The 1,201-nt window shown below is 66.5% G+C and carries 1 protein-coding gene and 1 pseudogene; both read left to right on the forward strand.

Annotation, left to right across the window (positions count from 1 at the left end):
- Nucleotides 1-124: 124 nt before the first annotated feature.
- Entirely contained in the window at nt 125-937 is an 813-nt protein-coding gene (locus AC1D15_RS33185) for a TIGR00266 family protein (RefSeq protein WP_047513401.1), read from the forward strand.
- Nucleotides 938-947: 10 nt separating this feature from the next.
- Nucleotides 948-1,201, forward strand: a pseudogene (locus AC1D15_RS33190) (hypothetical protein); the annotation flags it as partial.

Genomic DNA, 1,201 nt, shown 5'->3' on the forward strand with positions numbered 1-1,201 from the left:
GAGACAGTCTGTGTTGCCATCAGCGGCGAAGATCTATGAGTAGTCTGGCTTGCTGCCGCATCGAAAGATTTGGCCGCTCCCCGACGATGTCAGAATCCGCCCGTTCTCAACCAGGAGCATGAACGTGGCAATGGACGTGGTGGACTACGAGATCAAGGGCTCGGAGATGCAGTTCGTCGAGGTCGAACTCGACCCGGGCGAGGCGGCGGTCGGCGAGGCCGGCAGCATGATGTACATGGATGCCGGCATCGGCATGGACACCGTCTTCGGCGACGGCTCGGCCAGCCAGGGCGGCATCTTCGGCAAGCTGCTCGGCGCCGGCAAGCGGCTGATCACCGGCGAGTCGCTGTTCACCACCGTCTACACCAACCAGGGGCAGGGCAAGCGCAAGGTCGCGTTCGCGGCCCCGTACCCCGGCAAGATCCTGCCGATGGACCTGCGCCAGCTCGGCGGCACGCTGATCTGCCAGAAGGATGCCTTCCTGTGCGCCGCCAAGGGCGTGTCGCTCGGCATCTTCTTCCAGCAGAAGCTGTCGGTCGGCTTCTTCGGCGGCGAGGGCTTCGTGATGCAGAAGCTCGAGGGCGACGGCCTCGCCTTCGTGCACGCCGGCGGCACCGTGATGAAGCGCGAGCTGCAGCCCGGCCAGACGCTGCTGATCGACACCGGCTGCATCGTCGCGCTGACGCCCAACGTCAACTTCGAGATCCAGTACGTCGGCAAGATCAAGACCGCGCTGTTCGGCGGCGAGGGCCTGTTCTTCGCGAAGGTCACCGGGCCGGGCACGGTGTGGCTGCAGAGCCTGCCGTTCTCGCGCCTCGCGTCGCGCGTGTTCGCGGCCGCGCCGCAGAACGGCGGCAGGCGTGAAGAAGGCTCGGTGCTGGGCGGTTTCGCCGGCGGCGGGCTGCTCGGCGGCATCCTCGGCGGCGACGACGAGTAACGCCTGGCCTTTGACGAAGCGCAGAACAGAAAGGCGCTCGCAGGCCATTTTGAAGGTGGGCGCACGCTGCGCCCGCCTAAAATGCCAGCTTTTCCTGCTGGTGCCGGCTTTGAAACTGCTGTCTGCGTTGCCCCGTCTCCCGTCGCTCGTCCTGACGGCCTTCTTGTCGGCCTTCTGCCTGGCCGCCCCGCTCGGGGTGCAGGCCGCAGACGCCGCCAAGCCGCCGATCTTCGTGCTGAACTCGCTCGACGCGTCGATCAGCGT

The sequence above is a fragment of the Rhizobacter sp. P2_H2 genome, from assembly GCF_056403375.1.